The 18,974-nt window shown below is 64.3% G+C and carries 17 protein-coding genes; 10 read left to right on the plus strand and 7 right to left on the minus strand.

The window, feature by feature from the left end; all coding sequences use genetic code 11:
* Window positions 1-102: 102 nt before the first annotated feature.
* The gene (locus tag B0G38_RS14470; protein ID WP_264670053.1) at window positions 103-408 is read left to right on the plus strand and encodes a hypothetical protein; all 306 of its coding nucleotides are present in this window, start codon (window positions 103-105) and stop codon (window positions 406-408) included.
* The gene (locus B0G38_RS14475; protein ID WP_264670054.1) at window positions 405-1,868 is read left to right on the plus strand and encodes a hypothetical protein; all 1,464 of its coding nucleotides are present in this window, start codon (window positions 405-407) and stop codon (window positions 1,866-1,868) included. The genes B0G38_RS14470 and B0G38_RS14475 overlap by 4 nt, the downstream gene beginning before the upstream one ends.
* On the opposite strand, the gene B0G38_RS14480 is transcribed toward B0G38_RS14475, so the two are convergent.
* The 4 genes from B0G38_RS14480 to B0G38_RS14495 form a co-directional block, all read right to left on the minus strand.
* Window positions 1,839-3,482, minus strand: a complete 1,644-nt coding sequence (locus B0G38_RS14480) for an FAD-dependent oxidoreductase (protein ID WP_264670055.1) — start codon at window positions 3,480-3,482, stop codon at window positions 1,839-1,841. The genes B0G38_RS14475 and B0G38_RS14480 overlap by 30 nt on opposite strands.
* Window positions 3,479-5,656 carry a molybdopterin oxidoreductase family protein gene (locus B0G38_RS14485; RefSeq protein WP_264670056.1) on the minus strand — a complete coding sequence of 726 codons (2,178 nt, stop codon included), beginning with the start codon at window positions 5,654-5,656 and terminating at the stop codon, window positions 3,479-3,481. Before B0G38_RS14485 ends, B0G38_RS14480 begins: the two co-directional genes overlap by 4 nt.
* A complete protein-coding gene (locus tag B0G38_RS14490) occupies window positions 5,656-7,074 on the minus strand; it encodes an MFS transporter (protein WP_264670057.1) in 1,419 nt (472 codons plus the stop codon). Before B0G38_RS14490 ends, B0G38_RS14485 begins: the two co-directional genes overlap by 1 nt.
* Before the next feature lie 140 nt (window positions 7,075-7,214).
* Complete coding sequence (locus B0G38_RS14495; RefSeq protein ID WP_169996881.1) at window positions 7,215-7,619, minus strand: phage holin family protein; 405 nt, start codon at window positions 7,617-7,619, stop codon at window positions 7,215-7,217.
* Window positions 7,620-7,702: 83 nt separating this feature from the next.
* On the opposite strand from B0G38_RS14495, the gene B0G38_RS14500 reads away from it, so the two are divergent.
* The 6 genes from B0G38_RS14500 (at window position 7,703) to B0G38_RS14525 (ending at window position 13,504) form a co-directional block, all read left to right on the plus strand.
* Window positions 7,703-8,854 carry a histidinol-phosphate transaminase gene (locus B0G38_RS14500; protein WP_264670058.1) on the plus strand — a complete coding sequence of 384 codons (1,152 nt, stop codon included), beginning with the start codon at window positions 7,703-7,705 and terminating at the stop codon, window positions 8,852-8,854.
* 149 nt (window positions 8,855-9,003) lie between these two features.
* The gene (gene pdhA, locus B0G38_RS14505; RefSeq protein WP_264670059.1) at window positions 9,004-10,176 is read left to right on the plus strand and encodes a pyruvate dehydrogenase (acetyl-transferring) E1 component subunit alpha; all 1,173 of its coding nucleotides are present in this window, start codon (window positions 9,004-9,006) and stop codon (window positions 10,174-10,176) included.
* Window positions 10,176-11,150 carry an alpha-ketoacid dehydrogenase subunit beta gene (locus B0G38_RS14510; protein ID WP_264670060.1) on the plus strand — a complete coding sequence of 325 codons (975 nt, stop codon included), beginning with the start codon at window positions 10,176-10,178 and terminating at the stop codon, window positions 11,148-11,150. The genes pdhA and B0G38_RS14510 overlap by 1 nt, the downstream gene beginning before the upstream one ends.
* A gap of 15 nt (window positions 11,151-11,165) precedes the next feature.
* Complete coding sequence (locus tag B0G38_RS14515; protein ID WP_264670061.1) at window positions 11,166-12,644, plus strand: dihydrolipoamide acetyltransferase family protein; 1,479 nt, start codon at window positions 11,166-11,168, stop codon at window positions 12,642-12,644.
* A gap of 110 nt (window positions 12,645-12,754) precedes the next feature.
* Window positions 12,755-13,243 (plus strand): ribonuclease E activity regulator RraA, encoded by a 489-nt coding sequence (rraA, locus tag B0G38_RS14520; protein ID WP_264670062.1) that lies wholly within the window; start codon window positions 12,755-12,757, stop codon window positions 13,241-13,243.
* A gap of 45 nt (window positions 13,244-13,288) precedes the next feature.
* Window positions 13,289-13,504 (plus strand): hypothetical protein, encoded by a 216-nt coding sequence (locus B0G38_RS14525; protein WP_264670063.1) that lies wholly within the window; start codon window positions 13,289-13,291, stop codon window positions 13,502-13,504.
* 6 nt (window positions 13,505-13,510) lie between these two features.
* Here the strand turns inward: B0G38_RS14525 and B0G38_RS14530 are convergent, their stop codons facing one another.
* Together B0G38_RS14530 and B0G38_RS14535 are read right to left on the minus strand one after the other, a co-directional pair.
* Complete coding sequence (locus B0G38_RS14530) at window positions 13,511-14,764, minus strand: aminotransferase-like domain-containing protein (RefSeq protein WP_264670064.1); 1,254 nt, start codon at window positions 14,762-14,764, stop codon at window positions 13,511-13,513.
* 111 nt (window positions 14,765-14,875) lie between these two features.
* Window positions 14,876-15,850 (minus strand): helix-turn-helix transcriptional regulator, encoded by a 975-nt coding sequence (locus tag B0G38_RS14535; RefSeq protein ID WP_264670065.1) that lies wholly within the window; start codon window positions 15,848-15,850, stop codon window positions 14,876-14,878.
* Window positions 15,851-16,149: 299 nt separating this feature from the next.
* Here B0G38_RS14535 and B0G38_RS14540 point away from each other — a divergent pair, with 299 nt between their 5' ends.
* Together B0G38_RS14540 and B0G38_RS14545 are read left to right on the plus strand one after the other, a co-directional pair.
* Window positions 16,150-16,284 carry a hypothetical protein gene (locus B0G38_RS14540; RefSeq protein ID WP_264670066.1) on the plus strand — a complete coding sequence of 45 codons (135 nt, stop codon included), beginning with the start codon at window positions 16,150-16,152 and terminating at the stop codon, window positions 16,282-16,284.
* 99 nt (window positions 16,285-16,383) lie between these two features.
* Complete coding sequence (locus B0G38_RS14545; protein WP_264670067.1) at window positions 16,384-17,355, plus strand: lantibiotic dehydratase C-terminal domain-containing protein; 972 nt, start codon at window positions 16,384-16,386, stop codon at window positions 17,353-17,355.
* 399 nt (window positions 17,356-17,754) lie between these two features.
* Here B0G38_RS14545 and B0G38_RS14550 read toward each other — a convergent pair whose 3' ends face one another.
* Window positions 17,755-18,594: a GerMN domain-containing protein gene (locus B0G38_RS14550; RefSeq protein ID WP_264670100.1), complete on the minus strand. Its 840-nt coding sequence runs from the start codon at window positions 18,592-18,594 to the stop codon at window positions 17,755-17,757.
* Window positions 18,595-18,974: the final 380 nt, after the last annotated feature.

The following is an 18,974-nucleotide window of genomic DNA, read 5'->3' on the forward strand; positions in this document are numbered from 1 at the left end:
TCTCCACAGCACAGCCGGAGCTGCCTTTGCGCACATACCTGAACTGGCCTGCACGCCACCCTGGGCCGCGGCCTTAGCGTCGATGCAAGGGAAGGAAGAGTGATGGTCAGTTCGTTGCAGAGTACGACGTCGGGTCTTGCGGTCGGGGCGACGGGAGCCGACGATCTGCGGCTGGCTGCGCACCGGCTGTACGCCTGCGAGACCGCATTGCTGGAGCTCAATGGCCGGCTGGCGGGACTGGAGCTGGCGGCCTGGGTGTCGCCAGCCGGACAAGCCTTCCGCCGCAGCCTGGTGGAACGGCAGCTGCGGATGGACAATGCGGCAACAGACGTCAGGGAGGCGGCCGTGGCCGTCAATGCCTTCGGTGTAGCGGTTGAAGCGGCAGACCTGATCCAGCCGGGCCCATGACAGGCCATCCGGAGTGGCTGCCCGCCCCCACCCGGCTGGACGGGAGCTCCGGCGACCTGGGCGGCTTCCGTGTGACGGGCGGGGTCGGCGGCGCGGCCTTCCAATGGGAGGAACTTGAGGACGCTGCGGTCCGGCTGGGATCCGTGGCCGCGGATGCGGATCGAATTTATTTCGACATCTATGCACTGCAGCTGACCATTCTGGACAGCCGCATCTTCATGGTGCCCGGGCGGGTGGCGGCGCAGGAGGCCGTGCGGCGGGCGTTGGAGGCTGTTCAGGCGTCGGCCGACGACGTGCGCGAAATAGCGGACCAGGTGACCAGGGCGAAGGAAGCCTACGGGCGGGCCGAGGCTGCCGCCAACGGTGCCCTGAACGGCCTGGCGCAAGGAACCTGGTGGCTGAGTACACCCTTGGGCGCGATGGGAAACGAGCTGCGGCCTACGCTGAGAGGCACGGAGCGGCTGATCAACCACGGAACCCGCGGCCTGCTGGCGCTGCCGCCGATACCCGGACCACCGGATGATCCCCGCTACCCTGGCTCCGGACCGGCATCGACCACTGAGCGTCTCGTCCCAAACCTCGTCGAGACCGCGAATGGGCTGGGCCTGCTGCAGCCGGCTCCCATTTCGGTAACGCGGCGCGCCGATACCGAAAGCGGACCCGGCGGAGAGCCGGCGGCAGGGGCGCTGCGCCTGGAGGCCACACCTGCAGGGCTGCTCGCACGTGCCGGCGCCGCGGCAGCTGCCGGACCGGGAACTATCGAAATTCTGGAAACGGTAGCCGCCGCCGGCAAGACCTGGGTTGTCGCGTTGCCGGGAACGCAGTCCCAGGGGCCGGAGGCAACGGCCAATCCTTTCGATGAGACGGGGGTAGCCGAAGCGCTTGCCTATGACAGCCAGCATGTCTCGGCCGCGGTTTCCGCTGCGCTGGAGGAAGCCGGCGCCGAAGCAGCGGACCAGGTGGTGCTGGTCGGCTATAGCCAAGGCGGCATCCACGCCATGAATATGGCCGCAGACAAGGCATTCCTGGCGGAGCACAACGTTGCCTACGTGCTTACGGCCGGCTCGCCGGTAGGTGCCGTCGATCTGCCGGAAGGACTCAGAAGCCTGCATCTGGAACATGTCCAGGACTGGGTACCCGGAGCGGACGGACTCCCCAGCCCTGATACCAGGGACCGGGTCACCGTGACCCTGACCAATGAGGTGGGGACTCCTGAGGGTGAAGACGGCGGCCTCGGTCCCGGGCATGATTTCGGGAACTACATGGCCGGAGCGCAGCTACTGCAGGACAGCACGGACGTCTCGGTTGCAGATTCCGGATTGGCGCTCGGCGCCGCTGTAGGCGGAGGCCTGGCAAGCCGGCACTTGTTCACCCTTACCCGCCAGGTACCTGCCCGCGAACCCTTGCCACCGCATAAGCGGGCATCGTACTCATTGCGGAACCGCCCGCACGGCTACTGACGCATACGCCTCGATCAATTCCCCAATGCGCGATTTGCAACCGCCGCAGCCGGTGCCGGCCCGGGTGCAGGCGGAAACCTCTTCGACGCTGCTGCAGCCGACGGCTATCGCGTTCTCCACCCCGCCGAGCGTTGCACCGCTGCAGCGGCACAAAGTGGAGTCCGGATCGGCAGGTGCCGGCCCGTCATCCTGCTGCTCGACCGAATCCAACCGGAACAGGGCGGTGCGGTCCGCCGGCAGTTCAGCCCCGCGCTCATACAGCAGCACCAGTTCGGCCGCAGTCCGGGGCATGCCGACGCAGACCAGTCCTTCAAGCACTCCGGCGCGAGTCACCATTTTGGCATACCGACCATGTTCCGGGTCGGCCCACTGGGCTACCTGGATGGGCGGGCAACCCGGCGGACTCCCGCCACTATCCCGTTCCTGCCGCCAGGCGTCCCAGAGCTCGGCGGAGATGTTCCCGGCCGAGGCCAGGTCCAGTCCTCGCGCCTTGAGCAGCATGACACCGGGCCGTTCCGGTGCCAGCGGCGCCGCCTGGGTCTGCGCCGTTGTCCCACTTACGACGGCCACCTGCCGCCGTGGCGCGAGTTCCAGTAAACGCCGGGCAACGTATTCCGCCTGGCGCCAGCCCGGGCCGATCAGGCCGGGAGGTCCCGCACTACTGCCTGAACAGCCTGTGCAGCCGCCATCGCCGCACGCCACCTGGGCGCAGTCGCCGACGGCGAATACGCGCCCTTCCACATCGGCTTCAAGCCTGTGGTTCACCAGAATGCCCTTGTCCACACCCAGTCCGCAGCCGGCAGCCAGTTCGGTCCTCGCCCGCACCCCGCAGGACAGGAGCAGAAGATCGCCGGGAAGCTCCGTGCCGTCCTCCAGCACCAGCGCGCGGAACTGGTGGCGGCCTCCCACTCGTGGACGGAAAGCAACTGCGGTGGAACGGACATCGGACGCCAGCCCGATTTCGCTGGCGTGCAGCGCGGCGGCCAACATCCGTCCGCCGCCGGGATCGAGGTTGCGGCCCAGCGGGTGCGGTCCGTGATGGACCACGGTGACATCGGCTCCTTCCTCGACCGCGGCCAGCGCCGCTTCGATGCCGAGAATCCCGCCGCCAAGAACGACGATCCGGCCGCCGGAACCGACAACGGCACGCAACTTTGCCGCATCCTCCAGATCCCGCAGGGCTGTCACGCCCGGCGGCAACAAATGCAGGGCGGCCGGGTCCGGATTGAGGCCGGCCAGCGTAGGGACCACGGACTGCGCCCCGGTGGCGAGCACCAGCCGGTCGAAGGGCTCCTGTGTTCCGTCATCCAGCAGCACGGTCCTGCGCGCCCGGTCGATCCGCCGGACGGTGCGCCCCAGCAGCACCGTGGCACCGTCGCCGCGGAGCTGGGCGGCATCGGCCAGCCCGATGGCCTCGCCGGTAGTTCGCCCCGTACCGACGTCGGCAACCAGGACACGGTTGTAGGCCGCCACACCTTCGGCACCGATGACCGTCAGGTCCAGCCGGCCCTCGCGGACCGCGGGGAGGATCTCGTCAACAAGGCGGGCTGCCACCGGACCGAAGCCGACAATGACAACGCGTTCGACAATTTCTTCAAACTTCTGCCCGCTCATAGGGCCCCTGCTTTCGCCAGCACGCGGACCCGTACGGCGGTGGATTTGAATTCGGGCATGCCGGAAATGGGATCCGTGGCCGCGGACGTGAGGATGTTGGCCGACTGCTCCTCGGGGAAATGGAAGGGCAGGAAGACCGTATCCGGCCTGATCCCGATCGTCACATCGGCCCTGACCCGGACCGAGCCGCGGTCGCCACTGACTTCCATCAGGTCTCCATCGACGACACCCAGGCCCTGCGCCGTTACGGGATGCAGCTGCAGGCGTGCTTCGGGCTGTGCAGCGGCAAGCTCGGTAACCCGACGCGTCTGGGCGCCGGATTGGTAATGCTCCAGCAGCCTGCCGGTCACCAGCGTGAGGCTGCCCGGTCCATTGAGGGCTTCAGCCGGTGCCGTGGGCGAGACAGTCACCAGTCTGGCCCGGCCGTCGTCGTGCGCAAAGCGGTCCAGAAACAACCGCGGCGTACCCGCGGACCCGGTCGGGTACGGCCAATAGGCCTCCGCGCCGGCGTCGAGCATGTCATAGCTGATGCCCGAATAATCGGCCGGACCGCCGGCAGAAGCCTGCCGGAGTTCCTCAAAGACGGTTGCGGCGTCAGCGCTGAAGCTCGACGGTGCGTTCAGCCGCCGAGCCAGTTCGGTCATGATCCAGAGCTCGGAGCGTGCCCCTGCTGGCGGATCGATGGAACGGCGCCGCCGCAGCACACGCCCCTCAAGGTTGGTCATCGTCCCTTCTTCCTCCGCCCATTGCAGGACGGGCAGCACGAGGTCCGCTTCGGCCGCGGTCTCGGACAGGAAGAAGTCGGAGACCATCAGGAAGTCGAGATTGCGCAGCCCGCGGATGACGGCACCGGCATCAGGGGCAGAAACCGCCACGTTGGACCCGTGCACCAGCAGGCAGCGCACTCCGCCGGGCCGGCCAAGGCCCATGAGCATTTCGACGGCGGGAACACCGGGCCCGGGGATCTGCTCGGGACGGACACCCCAGACACCGGCCACATGCTCCCGGGCGGCCGGATCAGTAATCTTGCGGTAGCCAGGCAGCTGGTCGGCCTTCTGTCCGTGCTCGCGGGCGCCTTGCCCGTTGCCCTGCCCGGTGAGCGTGCCATAGCCGCCGTGGCTGCTGCCCGGAAGGCCCAGCAGGAGGCTCAAGTTGATCGCCGCGGTCGTGGTGTCCGTGCCATCGACATGCTGCTCAACACCGCGGCCCGTGAGGATATAGGTCCCGCCGGTCGCCTGTCCGGCCGCATCAGGCCGTGCCGCGGATGCCAATCGGTGCGCCGTCTCGCGGATCAGTTCCGCCGGAACACCGGTCACGGCTTGGACCCGTGCCGGCCACCAGTGGTTCAGGCTCCGCAGCAGTGCCTCAAAGCCTGTGGTGCGGTCTCGGATAAAGGACTGGTCGGCGAGTCCCTCATGGACGACGACGTGGGCGATCCCCAGCAGGAGCGCCAGGTCCGTCGCCGGTGTCGGCTGGAGGTGCAGCCCGGCGCCGGCCTCCGTCAGCGCGGCCGTGGCAGTACGGCGCGGGTCCACCACGATAAGGCCGCCCGCAGCCCGGGCGCCCTGCAGATGCTGGACAAACGGCGGCATGGTGTCCGCGACGTTGGAGCCCAGGAGCAGGACGGTGTGGGCCTGGTCCAGGTCGGCCAGCGGAAACGGCAGCCCCCGGTCCATGCCGAACGCCCGGTTCCCCGCCGCTGCGGCGGAGGACATGCAGAACCGGCCGTTGTAGTCGATCCGGGACGTGCCCACGGCCAGCCGCGCGAATTTGCCCAGCTGGTATGCCTTTTCGTTGGTCAAGCCGCCGCTGCCGAAGACCCCTACCGAGTCCGGTCCGTGCAACGAGCGGGAGCTGCGGATGGCCTCCGCCGCCAGATCGAGGGCTTCTTCCCAGTCGATGGGGCGGAAGCTTCCGTCGCCGTCGCGCAGCAGCGGTTCGGTCAGCCGTTCCGGCGAGTCCAGCAGTGCCGGCGAGGTCCAGCCCTTCCGGCACAAACCTCCGCGGTTCGTGGGAAAGTCCCGGCCGGCTGCTTCCAGCTGCGTCCCGTCAGCCGGGAGCTGCGCGCTGCCGTCGTCGTGATTTGGTTTCGCGGTCGCGGGGGCTGCTTCCTTGGGCGCCAACCGCATTGCGCATTGCAGGGCGCAGTAGGGGCAGTGTGTATCCACGGCCATCAGACACCGCCCCGGGCCATCGCGGAACCGGGCCGCAGGTAGCAGAACCAGGCCACCACCAGCATCACCGCGTAGGCCGCCACGAAACCGTAGAACGCGCCGGTATAACCGCCGGTAGCAGTGTTGGAAGCGTTGAGAACCTGCGGAATCAGGAAACCGCCGTACGCGCCGATCGCGGAAACCAGTCCGAGCGCTGCAGCCGCCTTGCGCTCGCTGCCGACGTCCCCTCGGGTGCCGGTCGTCCCGGCCGCAGCCCCCAGGCCGCGGATGGCGAAGATGCGCGGGATCATCCGGTAGGTAGCGCCGTTGCCGAAGCCGCTCGCGGTGAACAGTGCCAGGAACAGCAGCAGAAAGAGCCAGAAGTTCCCCAGCGGCAGCGTCCACACAACCGCCAGCGCAACCAGCGCCATGGCGCCGAAGGCGGCAACCGTCATACGTGCCCCGCCGAAGCGGTCGGCCAGCTTGCCTCCCAGCGGCCGGGCCAGCGACCCCACCAGCGGACCCAGGAACGCCAGCGAGAGAGCAGCCGAGCCCACCTCAAAGGAGGAGAACGCGGGAAAGACATCGTGGATGAGTTTCGGGAAGACCCCGGAGAAACCGATGAAGGATCCGAAGGTGCCGATGTAGAGCAGCGCCATGATCCATAGATGCGGCTCGCGCAAAGCTGCCACGGAGCCAGCCGCGTCCCCCTTCGCATGCGAGAGGTTGTGCATGTACTTCCGGGCACCCCAGGCGGCGAGCAGGATCAGCGGCACCCAGATCAGTCCGCCAAGCGGGAGGTTGAGCGAAGCGGCCGCGCCGAGCGTGATAACCACGGGCACCACTAATTGCGCGACGGCGGCGCCAAGATTTCCGCCGGCGGCGTTCAGCCCCAGCGCGTAGCCCTTTTCGGCCGCAGGATAGAAGTAGGTGATGTTGGCCATCGAGCTGGCAAAGTTCCCGCCGCCGAGGCCGGCCAGACCCGCCACCAGCAGCATCACGCCGAAGGGCGTCTCCGGGTTGGCCACGCACACGGCCAGCCCGATCGACGGCGCCAGGAGCAGCAGCGCGGAGATCACGGTCCAGTTCCGGCCCCCGAATTTCGGCACCATGAAGGTGTACGGGATCCGCAGGGTGGCCCCGACCAGGCTCGGAATCGAGATCAGCCAGAAGATCTGCGAATTGCTGAAGCCGAACCCGGCCGCGGGCAGTTGGACGGCCATGATGGACCACAGCTGCCAGACGACAAAGCCCAAGAACTCGCAGAAGATGGACCAGTTCAGGTTGGTCCGCGCGATCGGCCGGCCTTCGGTTTCCCAGAAGTCCTTGTCTTCCGGATCCCAGCCGTCCACCCACCGGCCCGAACGTACACGAAGCCGGGAACCTGTCCCATCGTCGGCGCGCGCGGTGCCTGTGGTCCTGATCTGTTCAACACTCATTCAGTCCTCCAAAAGGGGAGCGGTTTCACCCTGTTGGTAAGACTGTAGGAACGGCGTGTTTCGGCAGCGATGGCCGCACGTTACGGGCGGATCAAAAGTGCCTCACCGCGCCGCCGGCCGCCGGTGAGGCCAACCCGGAACTACCGGGTCCGCGTGATCGATCCGGCGATCAGGGACACGAGGCTGATGATCAGCGAGCCGAGCACCGCGGTCCAGAAGAAGGAATCCACCACAAAGTTCACCGGCGTGTAGGAAGAGAGCCACGCCGTTAGCATCAGCATGAGCGCGTTGATGATGATGGTGAACAGGCCCAATGTCAGGATCGTGACCGGCAGCGACAGGAAGCTGACGATCGGCCGCACGATCGCGTTGACCAGGCCGAAAATGAGCCCGATAAAGAGGAACGCAAGTACGACGCCGGCCGTAGAGTTTCCCTGCGCAACTTCCGTTGCGGCGGTGCTTTCCACCGTGATGCCCGGCAGGATCCAGCTTGCTATCCACAGCGCCAGGCCGTTGATCAGAACACGCACAATGAACTTTCCCATGGCTTCATGCTGTCATACCGCCGATCAGGAGGCACAGGATCGGCGTGACAAACCCCTCGTTGCATCACCGTATTCTTTAACCCATGACTTCTAGCCAGAACCCCACCAATGTAGCTGCGGTTCAGACGGCCGCTCAGGACCGTCAGATCCGCCCCCGCCCGGTTATGGACCGGCTGCCCAAATACGCGGCGGGCAAACCACCGGCCGTTATTGAAGGGCTGCAGCCGTACAAGCTCTCCTCCAACGAGAACCCGCTTCCGCCCATCCCTGAGGTGTTGGCGTCCATCCAGTCCCAGCACAACATCATGCGCTACCCTGATCCGCTGTCCACGGCCTTGCGCACCGAGCTGAGCCGTTTCCTCGATGTACCCGCAGAGGACATTGTCACGGGTGCCGGCAGTCTGGGCGCATTGGTCCAGATCCTGCAGACCTTCTCCGGCCAGAGCGAGGACGGCACGGCGGATGAGGTCATCTACGCCTGGCGCTCCTTCGAGGCCTACCCGATCATGATCGGCCTTTCCGGCGCAGCAAGCGTGCAGATCCCCAACCAGGCTGACGGCTCGCACGATCTAGAAGCCATGGCAGCCGCCATCAGCGACCGGACCAAAGTCATCCTGCTGTGCACCCCGAACAACCCGACCGGCCCGGCCCTCACCACCTCCCAGGTGGAGGACTTCCTGGCCAAGGTCCCACAAGACGTGGTGGTGGTCATCGACGAGGCCTATACCGAGTTCGTCCGGGATCCGGAAGTGGTGGACGGCATCAAGGTATACAAGAAGCACCCCAACGTGATCGTCCTGCGGACCTTCTCCAAAGCCCACGGCCTGGCCAATCTGCGTGTCGGATACTCGGTCGCGAACCCGGAACTCACCCAGCACCTGCGGGTCGCTGCGACGCCCTTCGCGGTCTCCAGCTTGGCAGAGGACGCGGCCATTGCCTCGCTGAAGCACTACGACAAGGTTGTGGAAAGGGTACAAAGCCTCGTGGACGAACGCGAACGAGTCGTGGCCGGCCTGAGCGATCTTGGCTGGAAGATCCCGGAGTCCCAGGGCAACTTTGTATGGCTTCCGCTAGGTGAGAATGCCCAGGACTTTGCGGCCTACGCGGGGGAACAGGCTCTCTCTGTCCGGGCCTTCCCCAACGAAGGGGTCCGGGTCAGCATCGGCGAGGTGGAGGCCAATACCCGTTTCCTCTCTCTGTGTGCGAACTATACAAAAGGCCCCGGCGTTTCCTGACCGTAACAACAGCGGGGCCCAGGCCCGGTATCGTTAGGCTGGAACAGAAAATTGACCCATATATGCCTTGCCGGTAATGCATTCCCGGCAAGGCATATATCAGCAGCTAAGGTAACCGTCGACGGGCGGCATGCCGGCGAGGAGTTCGTATGGGCGCTGAACACCTGCCCACCTCTGAATTCGACATTGAGGAACTTGAGCAGTCCATGACCTCCAGCGACCCTGCAGACGCCCCGGAAATGGTCCAGCTACTTGCCTCGGACGGAACACTGCGCGAGGACGTCCAGTACGGGCCCTACGCCGCGCATCTGGACGGCGAGGCCCTGCGCGGGCTGTACCGGGACATGTTCTTGATCAGGCGCTTCGACCAGGAAGCCGTGGCTCTGCAGCGCCAGGGGCAGCTGGTGATGTGGCCGCCATTGCTAGGGCAGGAGGCCGCCCAAATCGGTTCCGGGACCGCGCTGCAGGCGAATGACTACGTCTTCCCGACCTACCGGGAGCACGGTGTGGCGCTGACCCGGGGGCTCGAACTGTCCGCCTTGCTGAAGCTCTTCCGCGGTGTTTCCAGCGGCGGGTGGGATCCCCGGGAAAAGAACTTCCATCTCTACACGCTGGTCCTCGCCGCCCAGACCCTGCATGCCGTCGGCTACGCCATGGGCCTGCAGCGGGACGGCGAGGACGGCGTCAGTGTCGCCTACTTCGGTGACGGGGCCAGCTCCGAGGGCGACGTCCATGAGTCGATGGTCTTCGCCGCCTCGAACCAGTCTCCGGTGGTCTTCTTCTGCCAGAACAACCACTGGGCCATCTCCGTGCCTACCGAAGTGCAGTCGCGGATCCCGCTGTCGAACCGTGCAAGCGGCTACGGTTTCCCGGGGATTCGGGTCGACGGCAATGACGTAGTCGCCGTCCACGCCGTCACGCGCTGGGCGTTGGAGCATGCCCGTTCCGGCCGGGGCCCTGTGCTCATCGAGGCGTTCACCTACCGGATGAGCGCCCACACCACCGCGGACGACCCCACCAAGTACCGGCTCTCCGCAGAGGAGGACGCGTGGAGGGACAAGGACCCGCTCAAGCGCCTGGAACGGTATCTGCGCTCCAGCAACACCGCGGAGGACTCCTTCTTCGAGGAGGTCGCGGTCCAGGGCGATGAGCTGGCAGCCAAGGTCCGTGCCGAGGTCCTGGCCATGACCGGTCCGGAGATGGTGCAGAGCTTCAACAACGTCTACGCCGATCCGCACCCGCTGGTCGCCGAGGAACTCGCCTGGCACCGCGAGTATGAGGCAGGTTTCGCGGACACCGATGAGGCAGGGGAGGGCAACTAGTGGCCAACATGACCATCGCCAAGGCCATTACCGCCGGCCTGCGCGAAACGATGAAGAACAACCCGAAGACCATGCTCATGGGCGAGGATATCGGCGCTTTGGGCGGTGTCTACCGCGTGACCGAAGGCCTGCAGGCCGAGTTCGGCAAGACCCGCGTGGTCGACACTCCGCTGGCCGAATCCGGCATCATCGGCACGGCGATCGGCCTCGCGTTCCGCGGCTACCGGCCGGTCTGCGAAATCCAGTTCGACGGCTTCGTGTTCCCGGGCTTCAACCAGATCACCACCCAACTGGCGAAAATCCACGCCCGCAGCTCCGGCGATCTCAGTGCGCCCGTCGTCATCCGCATTCCCTACGGCGGCGGCATCGGCTCCATCGAGCACCACTCGGAGTCGCCGGAGGCGCTCTTTGCGCATACCGCGGGGCTGCGCATCATTACCCCGTCCAATCCCCACGATGCCTACTGGATGATCCAGCAAGCCGTCGAATCGAACGACCCGGTCATCGTGTTCGAGCCCAAGCGCCGCTATTGGCTCAAGGGCGAAGTGGACACGGACAATCCCGGTCAGGACGCATTCAGCGCCAAGGTGGTCCGCGAGGGAACGGACGCCACCATCGTCGCCTACGGCCCGCTTGTGCCGGTCGCACTGGCGGCAGCGCAGGCCGCCGAGGAGGACGGCAACAGCGTGGAGGTGATCGACTTACGCTCCATCTCGCCGATCGACTTCGACACCATCACGACGTCGGTGCACAAGACCGGGCACCTGATCGTCACCCACGAGGCACCCACTTTCGGCGGCGTCGGCGGGGAGATCGCCGCGCGCATCTCCGAACGCGCCTTCCTCAGCCTCGAGGCCCCGGTCCTGCGGGTAGGCGGTTTCCACATGCCCTACCCCGTGGCCAAGGTGGAAGAGCATTATCTTCCGGACATCGACCGGCTGCTTGAGGCCCTCGACCGTTCCCTCGCCTACTGACGCATCGGAGTTTCCATGTCGAATATCGAATCATTCAACCTTCCCGACGTTGGCGAAGGCCTGGTCGAAGCCGAAATCGTTTCCTGGAAGGTCAAGCCCGGGGACACCGTCGCCGTCAATGACGTGATCGTGGAGATCGAAACGGCCAAGTCCCTGGTGGAGCTGCCCAGCCCGTACGCGGGCGTCGTGGCGGAACTGCTCGTGCCGGAGGGGCAGACCATCGAGGTGGGCACGCCGATCATCTCCGTGAACGTCGGCGGCGCCGGCCAGCCAGCGCCGGTGAAGGACGCCGGGGACGCGCTCCAGGCCCCCGCGCGTCCGGACAGCGGTGCGCTGCCACAGGACGCGCCCGCGAAGACTGAGGGCGATCCGCTGGCTGGCGCAGTCGAGGCAACGCCGCCAGCAGCTGAGCCCGGCCCAGGAAGCGGGTCGCTGGTCGGATCCGGACCGAAGGCAGATGCGGTCAAGCGCCGCCCTCGCCGCTCGTCCAGCCCCGTGCCGCCGGTTCCCTCGGCAGCGTCCCCTGACTCCGCCGTCGAAAGCGAGATAACCCGGGACGGCACCAAGGGCCAGCAGCGCGGCGAGACCGTGCAGGCCGCAGTGAACCGCTTGCTGACCCGAGTGTTGGCGAAGCCGCCTGTGCGCAAGGCTGCCAAGGATCTGGGGATCGATCTGGCGGACATCACTCCGACGGGCCGCGGTGGAGAGGTCACGAAGGCGGACCTGCTGAGCTACCAGGCGCAGCGCGACGCCGAGCTGGACCAGGCCGAGACCTTCTGGGCACCGAGCAAGAAGCCGCAGAACCAGCGCATCGAGCGGGTCAAGGTCAAGGGTGTCCGCAAGGCCACGGCTAAGGCCATGGTCGAATCGGCCTTCTCCGCTCCGCACGTAAGCATCTTCGTTGATGTGGACGCCTCCCGGACCATGGAGTTCGTGAAGCGGCTTAAGGTCAGCCGCGACTTCGAGGGCATCAAGATTTCACCGTTGCTGATCCTGGCCAAAGCGGTCATCTGGGCGGCAGCGCGGAACCCCTCCGTTAATGCCACTTGGACCGATGACGAGATCCTGATCAAGCACTTCATGAATCTCGGGATCGCCGCCGCCACGCCGCGCGGACTCATGGTGCCGAACATCAAGGACGCACAGGATCTGTCACTGAAGGAACTGGCCATCGCCCTCAACGAACTCGCTACCAAGGCGCGCGCGGGTAAGACCCAACCGGCCGAAATGCAAGGCGGCACGTTGACCATCACCAACGTCGGAGCGCTGGGCATCGACACCGGAACACCCATCATCAACCCGGGCGAAGTCGCGATCGTGGCCTTCGGCACCATCAAGCAGAAGCCGTGGGTGCTGGACGGGGAGGTCATTCCGCGCTGGATCACTACCCTTGGCGGCTCCTTCGACCATCGGGTGGTGGACGGCGATCTTTCCGCCCGTTTCATGGCCGACGTTGCCGCGATCATGGAAGAACCCGCGCTTCTGCTCGATTAGTACCGAGGAATGGCGTAGTCGTCGAAGGCGTTTGCGCCGGCAGGAAGGCCTGGCTCCCTTCTGGCTTGGGCTATGATCGAGCGCATGTGGCGAAAAGGAGACCATTCCCGATGACCAGCACTGATCTTTCCGGTTTTGTTTCCACCGCGGACCTGTATGACGAGCGAGGCGAGGACCTCCAGTCGGTGTCGCTGCAGTTCCAGGATCTGGGCGGCAACGTGGCATTCAGCGGCCCCATTCGTACCATCCGCTGCCATGAAGACAACGGATTGGTTAAATCCGTTCTGAATTCACCCGGCGGAGGCGCGGTTCTCGTCGTGGACGGCGGCGGCTCGCTCAAGACCGCCCTGATGGGCGACATGATCGCAGCAGCGGCGGTGGAAAACGGCTGGGCTGGCGTCATCATCAACGGACCCATCCGTGACCGCACCGCCATTGCGCAGCTGTCACTGGGGGTCAAAGCGCTGGGCAGCAACCCGCGCAAGAGCGCCAAAGACTCTCTAGGCGAGGTGGATGTGCGCGTCGAGATCGCTGGTGTAGCATTCCGGCCAGGTGCCATGGTTTATGCCGATGCAGACGGCGTCCTGGTCGAGCGCTGAGCAGTCGAAAACAGGGACCGCCTGCGCCTGTGATTGACTTGGGCCATGAGCAACAACCGACCTTCAGGGTCCGGCAACCGTCCCGACGTGCCCAAGATCGACTGGCGGCGCACCCTCTGGGGCATGGCCGTCATATTCCTGCTGAGCTACATATTCATATTTCTGTTCCCGGGCATGAACGGAATTCTACGCATCATTCTGGTCCTGGGCCTCTACTTTGGCGGCCGCTATGTCTACTACAAGTACCTCAAGAAGCGCTGATAGCTGCTACCGGACATCCATAGCTTCCTGCAACACAGGAGCCAGCCGTCGTACGCCCTCGCGTATGTTCTCGCTGGACACGGCACTGAATGCCAGCCTGAGCTTGCTGGAGGGATCGTCCGATGGGGTGAATGCTGCGCCGGGAATGAAGATGACGCCGGCGTCGATCGCCTTGTACAGCAGCGGGTAGGTATCGATTCCCTCCGGCAGGCTCACCCAGATAAAGAAACCGCCCTGCGGCCGCGTCCAGCTGACGCCCTCCGGCATGAAGTCCTCGAGCGCCTGGAGCATGGCTGTGCAGCGCTCGGAATAGAGGCTGCGGTAGGTGGTAATCTGCCCGCGCCAGTCGTGGCCATCCAGGTACTCCGAGATGAGCATCTGGTTCAGCGTGGGCGGGCAGAGCGTGACTGCCTCACTGGCCAGGTAGAAACGCCGCTGCAGATGCGCCGGCACCAAGGCCCAGCCGATCCTCAGGCCGGGCGCGAGAATCTTGGAGAACGAACCCATGTAGATCACGTCGTCCGGGTGGCCCGCGCGCAGCGGGGCGATCGGGTGGCCATCGAAGCGCAGCAAGCCGTACGGGTTGTCCTCGATGATCAGGATGTTCGCGTCCTGGCAGATCTCCACGACGCGCTGCCGGCGCTCTGCGGCGAGCGTGATGCCCGACGGGTTGTTGAAGTTGGGGATGGTGTAAAGGAACTTGATGTTGCCGCCGGCAGAGCGGACCTCATCAATGCGCCGCTGCAGATCGTCGGGAACGAGGCCGAGCTCATCCATGGCCACGGTCTCCACCGTAACCTCATAAGCCTCGAAAGTGTTCAGGGCACCCACATAAGTTGGGTCTTCACAGAGCACAACGTCGCCGGGGTTGCAGAAGACCTTGCAGGCGACGTCCTGGGCGGACTGGGAACCGGTGGTGATCACCACGTTCGCCGGGTCGGCGTCCTCAATGCCTTCCTCGGCCATGACTTCACAGGCCTGGGTGCGAAGCCGTTCGGTTCCCTGGCCGCCGCCGTACTGGAGGGCTGTCATGCCCTGCTCGGCGATGAGCCTGTAGGCCATTCCCGCGAGCTTCTCCAAGGGCAGGGACTGCAGGAACGGGTTTCCTCCGGCGAGCGAGACGAGGCCGGGGCGTAGCGAAATATCGAAGACATCGCGAACGGCGGATTGCTTGATTTTGGCTGCGCGGTCCGAGTACAGACTGTGGTGCCGATGCGAAGTAACCGCGCGTTCAAGCGCTACTTCGGTTTCGGTTGGCATGTCGGCAGAAGTGGAAGATTCCTGTGTTCTCACTCACACAGGATAACCCGAACAGTTGCCCCGAAGGCAACAGCTGTTTTCTATTTGTGCAATCGGTTTCTTGCGTCCCGACTACAGCCAGCCTGCTTCTTTGGCCTTGAGTGCCGCCTGGAAGCGGCTTTCGGCGCCCAGTTCTTCAAGCATCCATGCGATATGCCGGCGGCAGGTGCGCACACTGATGTCAAGCCTCCGTGCAATCACTTCGTCGGAGTAACCGGCGGCCATCCCACGGAGGACGGATCGTTGAATGCTGTTGAGGTCAGCAGGGTTTCGGCTTTCGGTCTCCCAGCCGTATGGGGTTGCAACTTCCCATGCCACATTGAATAGCTGTGTGAATACATGGATTAGATTGACGTCACGCACTACCAGAGCTGCTCGATCATCGGCGTCCAGTTGGCGGGCTACGAGCGCCAAGGACTGGTCGAAGATCAGGACTTTCAGTGGCACGTAGGGCAATGTCCGATATTCCAGGCCAGCGGGGGCCGTGGCGGCGACCGCCTTCCGAGTAGGCACATGATCCAGGGTGCTGGCATTGTAGAGATTTTTTCTGACTATGCCGCGTTCCAGGAGTTCCAAGTCCTTCTGGATGCCCTCTTCATGGACCTCCGCCGTAGACCCTGAGCCAGGCTGGCTGATCAGGACCTGTTCTGTGACATCCCGTCCGTAGTCCATCAGGAGCTTTCGAATTACCCCAGGGTCTTCGAGTATTTCAATGGATGAATCGAGAGCGATTTGCTTTCGTGCCGCAAGGTATGTGGGGACGAGCGAAGCCATGTCGCTCCGGTGCCCGCTGATTTTGCCGCGTAGATCGATAAGCAGACGTTCATCGGCCTCGACTAGCTGCGCCAGGGCCACGTCGGGAGAGATGGCAGTAAAGCAGTCCACGTCTGGCGCCGGCTGTTGGAACAGGCGGCGTCCGGTGAGCTCAGTAATGGCGCTATTGAGATCCCGAATGGTGTAGCCGAGCGCAGTCGACGCGGACTCCTTGGTCCAGTCCGGGTGAGTTACCGCGTATTCATAGAGCTCAAAGGCTGTCCCACTCAACATCCGGTGCCCCCTCAAGCATGATTCGTGGCATGTAACTATCTGCCATGTCCGGTATATGCCACCTAACTGTAGTGGTCATACTCAAATCATACTCATGTTGGAAAATCCTTGAATCACGCGGGAATCCGCGGTTATGGCCAAGTGTCAGAACGTTCATGGATGCCCTGATTCGTCCCGATAAGGGCATGTCATGATGTTGCCCCTATATTGACTGGACAGCATGCCCGGTGACGCGGAACTCTTGAAGAGTCGGGGGAACGATACTCGATGGATTGCCACTCACATCGAAGGGGAATGACATGTTCAAGAAGATCGCCGGCATTACGGCAGGTCTACTGCTTGCTGTAGGCGCGGTCTCCGCGGCCACTCCTGCAGTGGCAGCCGACCAGAGCCAACAGTCCAACGCAATCGTTACGGCTGCCTGGGACTGGTAAAAAGCTGCCCCACCGCAACAGCATACCCGCTGATCCTGTAATCAGGACGGCAACGGCTATCCCTCCCCAACCACCAGCGAGCAGATCTAGGAGAAGCGCATGAGCCAGCTGACAGCCGTACGCTCTTCGGAAAAGCTCAGTCTCAAACGCTACTGGTGGGTCCTGTCTATTTACACGGGTAGACAAGACGTAGCCGAAACCGTCATAGGAGAACTGATTACACCACTGGTGGCCCACGCTCGCCGCGAAGGCGTGGGCCGCTGGTACTTCAGCCACCATGTTGATGAGGTGGGGCCTCACCTAAAGGTCCGGTTCCTGGGCCACCGCTCAGCCCTTGATAGCCTCCAAAGGTTTGAGCAGGCGGCCCGGAACCGGCTCCTTGAAATCCTGCCAACAGTTCGAGTCCAGCAGCACTACGTCGTGTCGCCGGACAGCATGGATCTAATCGGCACCCTGGGAACGGATACTGTCGCCTTGGTGCAGGAATCGGATCTGGACAGATTTGGCGGGCTCGAAGGGCTCGAACTTGCCGAAGAGGTCTTTGAGCTGTCTTCTGAACTTGGTAGCTGGGCAGCGCAACGGTTCAACAAGTCGCAGGGCCGGACGGCCCTCGGCGCGCTGTTGCTCTCCGACGCGGCTTGGGCCATGCTCAACGGGCCGAAGGCTCCGCAGTGGCCGGACCGCCGCCGACTCTCCTGGGATTACTGCTGGGACAACCACCTCCGCGTTTCGACAATGGAACTTGGACGCGGCGCTGCTAAAGCCCGGCTCGGTTTGACTGCCACCTTGGCGCCGAAAACCGCACCGATGCACCGCCTGATGGCCGCCACGGCAGCCGAAGGAAGCGTGCAAAACTGGCGTCGCCGCTGGAAGCGGGCTATTGACGCCTACCTGTACCGGGCAGATAAATCGAGGGTCAGCCGCGGTGCGCAGAATCTGACTTTCAGCCAGTCACATCTGATGATGAACCGCTTGGGCTTCACACTGTGGGAAGAGGCGGCTTTGGGAATTTACGCCCGCGCCTGGACCCCGGAAACTGAATCCGCTCTGTTGGAGAAGAGAAGACGATGACTCCCTATGGCATCACATCGGCGCCCGTGGGCCCACTGGCCCCCGGCAACGCAGAACAAGGCCCGGCTTCAGCACTCGACCAGATCGGAGTCGTGGGAGCCCACGGCCAAGATGGCGATCTGTGGAACTTGAGTGGGAGCGATTACTCGCGGGACGCAGCTTGGGCAGACCATGCCTGGCAGTAAATCCCGCACGATAACCCCATAAACCACTGGCCGGAGCTTCCCCCAACGGCTCCGGCCAGTCCCCCCAAAAAAATAAACTACTGGCCGGAACTTCCCCCCAACGGTTCCGGCCAGTTCCCCCAAGGCTTACTGGTCGGAACTGCCCCCAACGGTTCCGGCCAGTCGGCTGTTCGGGTCAAATCTGCACCACCCGGCTACCCACGCTGACCGATGGCTACTTCACCGCGACGAGTTTTTCAATGGGGATGCCGTTGACCAGTACTACCGCTTCGGCAACGCCGGCGGCTGTGGCGGCAGTCTGTTCCAACTGCGCTTCAATGCGCGGACCATCACAAGTTCCACGGACCGTGACACTGCCGGACAGATTAACTGTCACGGTCTCGCCGTCCTGGGTGCTGCCCTGATAGGACAATGCTGAGGAGTTCAGCGCGTTATAGAGGCCTGACTCGCCTAGAAACTCCTGCTTGTTTGCCAACAAATGGGTGATGCTCGCCTCAAGCTGATCGGTGGACGTTACAGGCTGTGTAAGGGTGGCAACGACGCTGTCGCCGCACCCTATACCGCCGCCTGAAGTCTCCTCGCCGGCGAGCCCGATGTAATAGACGGTCAAGGGAACTGTAATGGGGGCCTGTGCAGCAGGCGCCGGTGCTTCGGGAACAGCGGGGCCGCGTCCGCTGAGGTAATCCTCAATCCGAATCCCGTTGATCAGGATGATGGCCTCCCCGACTCCGGCGGCAGTGGCTGCGGTTTGTCTCAGCTGCCATTCAATGCGCGGGTCATCGCACGAGCCTCCGGATTTTAGCTCCCCGGAAAGGTGGACGGTGACGGTGTCGCCATCGATCCTGGCGCGTTGGTACGTCAGTGCGGATTCGTGGAGGGCGTTGTACAGTCCGGATGATCCGTGCAATCTGTCCCCGTCGGCGAGCAGGCGTTCCATGCTGGCCTTCACATGATCCTGAGTCTTGACAGGCTCCGTGTAAGTGGCGACGAGGCTGTCCCTGCAGCCGATCTCCGCGCCAGAGACCCCGCCGTCTTCTACTCCGATGTAATACATCGTCAAGGGAACTCCTGCCCCGTTCTCTGACCTCACCGAAACTTCCGACTGGGCGACTGGCGCTGCAGCTGTTTCCTCGGTCGGCGCGGAGGCCGTAGCAGGTGGGACCGACGCCACTGGCGGAGCCGATGGGTCGGGAGCCGGATTTGTGGGTGGGGTAATCCCCTGCGGTTCGGCTACGGAGGTGGCCGGTGGATTTGCTGTTGGTGACTGGCCTTGACCGGCCGGAGGGCTGCACGCTGTCAGAGCCAGCAGCAGGGCTGCTGATGCGGTCCCCAGAACGCGTTGCTTGCTCATGTTGACCCCCTGTAAACGTGATGCCGCCGGGACGAGGATGCTCAAACATCCGCTCAGGGGCCGGTGGCCTGTGGTTATCACTC

Source organism: Crystallibacter permensis (genome assembly GCF_025960875.1).
Lineage (GTDB): Bacteria > Actinomycetota > Actinomycetes > Actinomycetales > Micrococcaceae > Crystallibacter > Crystallibacter permensis.

Coding starts and splice junctions, on each gene's coding strand:
- B0G38_RS14470 (WP_264670053.1), top strand. CDS start 103: ATGGTCAGTTCGTTGCAGAGTACGACGTCGGGTCTTGCGGTCGGGGCG.
- B0G38_RS14475 (WP_264670054.1), top strand. CDS start 405: ATGACAGGCCATCCGGAGTGGCTGCCCGCCCCCACCCGGCTGGACGGG.
- B0G38_RS14480 (WP_264670055.1), bottom strand. CDS start 3,482: ATGAGCGGGCAGAAGTTTGAAGAAATTGTCGAACGCGTTGTCATTGTC.
- B0G38_RS14485 (WP_264670056.1), bottom strand. CDS start 5,656: ATGGCCGTGGATACACACTGCCCCTACTGCGCCCTGCAATGCGCAATG.
- B0G38_RS14490 (WP_264670057.1), bottom strand. CDS start 7,074: ATGAGTGTTGAACAGATCAGGACCACAGGCACCGCGCGCGCCGACGAT.
- B0G38_RS14495 (WP_169996881.1), bottom strand. CDS start 7,619: ATGGGAAAGTTCATTGTGCGTGTTCTGATCAACGGCCTGGCGCTGTGG.
- B0G38_RS14500 (WP_264670058.1), top strand. CDS start 7,703: ATGACTTCTAGCCAGAACCCCACCAATGTAGCTGCGGTTCAGACGGCC.
- pdhA (WP_264670059.1), top strand. CDS start 9,004: ATGGGCGCTGAACACCTGCCCACCTCTGAATTCGACATTGAGGAACTT.
- B0G38_RS14515 (WP_264670061.1), top strand. CDS start 11,166: ATGTCGAATATCGAATCATTCAACCTTCCCGACGTTGGCGAAGGCCTG.
- rraA (WP_264670062.1), top strand. CDS start 12,755: ATGACCAGCACTGATCTTTCCGGTTTTGTTTCCACCGCGGACCTGTAT.
- B0G38_RS14525 (WP_264670063.1), top strand. CDS start 13,289: ATGAGCAACAACCGACCTTCAGGGTCCGGCAACCGTCCCGACGTGCCC.
- B0G38_RS14530 (WP_264670064.1), bottom strand. CDS start 14,764: ATGCCAACCGAAACCGAAGTAGCGCTTGAACGCGCGGTTACTTCGCAT.
- B0G38_RS14535 (WP_264670065.1), bottom strand. CDS start 15,850: ATGTTGAGTGGGACAGCCTTTGAGCTCTATGAATACGCGGTAACTCAC.
- B0G38_RS14540 (WP_264670066.1), top strand. CDS start 16,150: ATGTTCAAGAAGATCGCCGGCATTACGGCAGGTCTACTGCTTGCTGTA.
- B0G38_RS14545 (WP_264670067.1), top strand. CDS start 16,384: ATGAGCCAGCTGACAGCCGTACGCTCTTCGGAAAAGCTCAGTCTCAAA.
- B0G38_RS14550 (WP_264670100.1), bottom strand. CDS start 18,594: ATGTATTACATCGGAGTAGAAGACGGCGGGGTCTCTGGCGCGGAGATC.